General features: G+C 65.9%; 3 protein-coding genes. 2 read left to right on the forward strand and 1 reads right to left on the reverse strand.

Going from position 1 to position 5,134, the window contains the following annotated elements:
* Positions 1-943 precede the first annotated feature (943 nt).
* A complete protein-coding gene (locus VMJ70_12090) occupies positions 944-4,114 on the forward strand; it encodes a PQQ-dependent sugar dehydrogenase (GenBank protein ID HTO91863.1) in 3,171 nt (1,056 codons plus the stop codon).
* Positions 4,115-4,150: 36 nt separating this feature from the next.
* Here the strand turns inward: VMJ70_12090 and VMJ70_12095 are convergent, their stop codons facing one another.
* Complete coding sequence (locus VMJ70_12095) at positions 4,151-4,633, reverse strand: TlpA disulfide reductase family protein (protein ID HTO91864.1); 483 nt, start codon at positions 4,631-4,633, stop codon at positions 4,151-4,153.
* A gap of 255 nt (positions 4,634-4,888) precedes the next feature.
* Between VMJ70_12095 and VMJ70_12100 the strand changes: the two genes are divergently transcribed.
* Positions 4,889-5,134: hypothetical protein (locus VMJ70_12100; GenBank protein ID HTO91865.1), on the forward strand; the 246-nt coding region annotated here is incomplete at its 3' end.

Here is a 5,134-nt window from a genome sequence, read left to right on the forward strand (position 1 = left end):
GCTGTTGAACTCGCGATTCCAACCTTCGAACGTGGTCGCGAGTTGGTCAGGCTGGGCCGGCCGCTGCCGGAGAGCTTCGGCCCCACCGTCGAGGCTATACGTCAGATGTTTCAACGGCTTTCCCGAAGGGGTACGCGCATCAGCGTTCAGGTCTGGAAGGCAGATCGGTGGTGGAGCCGCAGATGGAGCCGAAAGGTGTTTCGCGCTATTCGCAGGGCTCGCCACTCGATGCGCCGAGGGGAATCCAAGTAGCCCGGAGCCTAGATAGATCGTGTGAGAGCAAGAATGCGTTTGTCCGAGTTCTTGTCCGAGACCTTCGTGCACGCCATGCGCTAGGTGCCCGCGACCCCGGACGAAGAAACGCCGAAGGAACGGCACTTGCGGCACTCCGCGCATGCCGTTCCCTCGTTCCGGGAATTCAAATCTCGCCCCGGGCACCAGTCTAGACCCGCGTTCGGCAGAAGTTACGGGCGCGGGTCTTTCGCTTGTCGGAGACCGGCCTTGGTCCCCCTGGAATCGCTCCGGAGCCTGCGGGGCGTTGGCTCGTCGAGTGCGCCCTGGGCCACTGGGAACGCGCGAAGTCGATCTGCTGTTGACCGGCCCAAGGTGCAGCGTTCCCCGCAAGCCAGCCACGTCGGATGATCGGCGTGACTCAATCGTTTCGACAGTGTGGCAGAAGGTTGACTCGTGGTGCGCGGATCACGCCTGGTTCCGGCAAACGTGATTTGCTGGTGATGAATGTGTGAGAAAACGATGATCTCGAGTCGCGCGAGCCACGCCCTGAATCCTCTCGGCGTGGCTCAAACGTTTCAACTCCATGGGAAAGAGTGATTGCAATTGACGCGGGTTTCCGGCGTGCGGACGATTTTGTCGTTCGCTCGAGAAACGATTCCGATCCGCTCCCGGCCCGCCGCCGATGCACGAGCGACAGCCGGGTCTCTGCATGTCGCCGGCACCGGGGGCTTTCGTGCACGTGGGGCGCGCCGTCAGTTTCCTGCTGTTCATGTCGCCACTCCTCTCGATCCCGGCGCGCGCCCCTGCCGATCCCGTGCTGCCACCGGGATTCTCGGTGGACGACGCCGCGCCGGGCGCCATATTCGAGGTCCCGACCGCGATCGCATTCCTTCCCGACGGCCGCCTCCTGGTGGCCGAGAAGCGGGGGCGCGTGTACGAAGTGCGGGGCGGCATCCGCCAGCCCAATCCGCTGATTGCGATCGAAAACGAAGTGCTCGACCAGCACGATCGCGGTCTACTCGGCCTCGCCGTCGATCCGCACTACTTCGCGAATCACTACATCTATCTCTACTACACGGTCGATCCGGACAGTGACGGAAGCGATCTCAACGAATACGCGTTCAATCGGCTGACCCGCTATCAGGTGAGCTTCGCCGATTCCTCGATCGTCGACACCACCACCCGCGCCGTCCTGCTCGGCCTCGACTGGCCGAGCGCCCCGGTCTCCGCCTCGGACTCCCACACCGGCGGTGGTTTGCGCTGGGGAAACGACGGCAGCCTGCTGCTCTCGATCGGCGAGGGGGCCAACTATCAGGACCCGGACGCGGGCGGCAACGATCCGGGCGAGTTCGGCCCCGGACGCTCCGATCCGTCGCAGGACATTGGCGCGTATCGCGCGCAGGACATCGATGGCCTGAACGGCAAGGTCCTGCGCTTGAATCCCGTCACCGGCCAGGGTTACGCGAGCAACCCGTACTTCGACGGCGACCTCGGCTCGCCGCGCTCCAAAGTGTGGTGCTACGGACTGCGCAATCCGTTCCGCTTCTCGGTACGCCCAGGCACCGGCTCGACCGACCCGGCCGACGGCCGCCCGGGGAGTCTCTACATCGGCGACGTTGGCTGGAATACCTGGGAGGAGCTCAACGTGGCGCGGGCCGGCGGACTCAACTTCGGCTGGCCGTGCTACGAAGGCGCGTCGCTCAACGAACCGTACGCGTATGAGACGTTTCCGGCGCACAACGGCTGCGACACGTTCGGGACGCCGAGCAATCCCCAGCATCCGACGGCGCCGCTCGCGTACTGGAATCACGGTGATCCGACTCAGAGCGATCCCTCGGGCTCGGTCGGCAACTGCGTGATCGCCGGGCAGTTCTACTCCGGGAATCGCTATCCGCCACCGTACCAGGGCGCCTATTTCTTCGCCGACTACGGACAGAACTGGATCAAGGTGGCGCTGGTGGATTCGGCCGATCAACGCCAGCAGGTGCTCGATTTCGCGACCCTGGCCGATCAGCCGGTGGATTTCGCGGTCCACCCGCTGACCGGAGATCTCTATTACGTGTCGATTCTCCGCCAGCAGATCCGCCGCATTCGTTACGCCGGCGAGGTGGACGGAAACCTGCCCCCGGTCGCCTTCATGGACGCGATCCCCAAGTCGGGTGTGCCCCCGCTCGAAGTCTGGTTCTCGGCCGCGGGAACCCAGGATCCGGAGGGCGGCGCGCTCGACTACCGGTGGTTGTTTGGAGACGGAACGAGCGCGAGCGGGATCTCAGCGCAGCATGTCTACACCGACCTGGGAACCATGCCCGCGCAGCTCACCGTGACCGACGATCACGGCAATCAGGACGTGAAGAGCATTCCCATCACGCTGCATCCCTCGGGCAGCGGGTTCCCCGCCACCAACGTTCTCGACGACTTCGATCGCGTCGACGGCGCCGTCGGCGCGCCGTGGACGGGCGCTCTCGCCGGTCTCGAGGTCGTGAACGAGGGCCTCACCTCGACCTCGCTGACCAATTTCATGATCTGGAACGGCGCGGTCTTCAGTCCGAATCAGGAGGCCTTCGTGACCCTGACCCAGCCGGTCACGCTCGGCCTGGAGGATCTCCTGCTCAAGGTTCAGGACACGACCTCGGTGGCGGCGGAGATCCAGGTCCGGTACGACCCGGGCGGGGGACGCGTGGTGGTGAGCACCTACTCTCCCGGCGAAGGATGGTCCGCTCGCGGCCAGTTCCTCGTGCACTTCGAGCCTGGCGACCAGTTCGGCGCCCGGGCCGATTCAAGCGGGATGGTTCGTGTCTTTCAGAACAGCCAGCTGGCCGGCGAGGTCGACGCCTCGGCATGGCAGTTCGCGACCTCGGGAGGGCGCATCGGGCTGAGTGCGATCGGGCTCGGCACGGGAGGGACGCTCGACGATTTCGGAGGGGGAGACGCCATCCCGACGGGCCTGAGTCCACCGCGAGCCATGATCACGCTTCCGGTCAACGCCTCCACCTACTACGCCGGCGAGAATGTGAATCTCGTGGGCAGCGGGATGGACCTGGTCTCGCCGCCCTCACAGCTCCACTTCCACTGGGCGGTGGACCTCTATCACAGCAACCACATTCATCCGGCCATCTTCACCTTCACGGAGCCGAGCGCGACATTCCCGGCGATGAGCCACGAGGATGGCATCGGCGTTCACATGGTGGTCAAGCTCACGGCCATGAACGAACGAGGCTTCGTGAGCGACACCGCCTACACCACGATCTGGCCCGAGATCGACTTGAGGGCCGATTCGATCCGGGTGGATCCCGAGAATCCCGTGCAGGGGCAGAGCGCGAGCTACTCCCTGATGATCCACAACGACGGACGCATGCCGGCTCCGATCTTCCACTGGGCACTCACCGCCAATGACCTCGTACTCGCCCAGGGCGACACGGTGGTCAGCGCGCTCGACAGTCTGCGGCTGACGGCGAGCGCAACGCTGCCGACGGCGGGCGCCTGGACCGTGCGTCTGGTCGCCGACTCGACCGGCGAAGTCCACGAGACCGACGAGACCAACAACGTCAGGGTCCAGCCGCTGAACGTCCTGAGCGCTTCCGCCGCCGTTTCGACAGACCGGCCGCGGCAGCTCGAGCTGTCGCGTCCCTCACCCAATCCGAGCCGCGGCAACGTGAGCTTCGCGCTGGCCATGCCCGAGCCGGCCGATGTCGAGCTGCAGGTGCTCGACGTGCAGGGGCGGGACGTCTATCGCGAGGCCAGGCGTCGCTTCGCCGCCGGACGCTGGGCCCTGGTCTGGGATGGCCGCTCGCGCGGGGCGCCCGCGGCGCCCGGGCTCTACCTCGCGCGGGTTCGCGTCGGAGGCACCACGTTCATCCGAAGAATCGCCCTGGTCCGCTGAGGCGGGGAAGCGCCGGCCCGGTCGGCGCTCGGCGGCCTAGAACAGCTCCCGGACGAACGTGTCCATGGTCTCCTGGTCGATGTAGCCGACCACCCGGCGCACGACGATGCCGCGCCGGTTGATGAAGACCGTGGTGGGAGCGGATCGGATCGGACCGTACTGCGAGAGCACGCGGTCGTTGGCGAGCGCGATGCGGAACTTGACGCCCAGTTGATCTACGAACTTCCGCACCGGCTGCGTGCCGTCCTCGTCGAGGGCGAGGCCGATCACCGTCAAGCCCTGATCGGCGTAGCGCGCCTGCAACGCGTTCAGATCCGGCATGCTGGCGCGGCAGGGCGCGCACCAGGTGGCCCAGAAATCGAGCACGACCGGCCGCCCCCGCAGGTCCTGCATGCGGATGTTGTGCCCGTCCAGATCACGCACCGTGAACGCGGGCGCGGGCGAGCCTTCTTGAGAACGAGCCGGAGTCGCGACGATCAAGCTCGCCAGCGCGATGGCCACACCTGTCCCAGGTCGCACGAAGTTCCTCGGTCAATCGAAGGGGCATAGTCTCTGGCACGGCCACCCGGCCACCCATGAATCTATCGTCATCCGACGCGGGAGGGCGAGGATCGGACTCTTCTTTTTGCACGCACTTGACCTGCATTTTCAATGTCCGAGCCTTGAGGACGCGCGCGTGAGTGTGCTAGCGTGCCGATCGGCTCGCGCTCCCCGCGCGACTCATCCCTGCCGGCCCCGACGGGCCGGTCCGACTTCACAAGGAGCGTGAAGCCGATGACTCTCGCGACGATCCTTCTTCAGGCCGGTCCCGGGCTTCGCGCCTCGGTCCTCTCGCTGATCCTGCATTCCAGCCCGTTCGCCAAGGTGCTGCTGCTGCTGCTGATCACGGTTTCGGTGTACTCGTGGGCCGTCATCTGGAATCGCCTGCGGCTCTACTCGCGGGTCGAGTCGGCCGATCGCGGGTTCCTCGCCGCGTTCCGAAGGCTGGCGGGCGGCGGCGATTGCCGGCTCCTCTGCGAG

The organism is Candidatus Sulfotelmatobacter sp., assembly GCA_035498555.1.
GTDB lineage: Bacteria > Eisenbacteria > RBG-16-71-46 > RBG-16-71-46 > RBG-16-71-46 > DATKAB01.

Excerpts from the sequence above, each read along its gene's own strand:
- VMJ70_12090 (HTO91863.1), top strand. The coding sequence starts at position 944 with ATGTCGCCGGCACCGGGGGCTTTCGTGCACGTGGGGCGCGCCGTCAGT.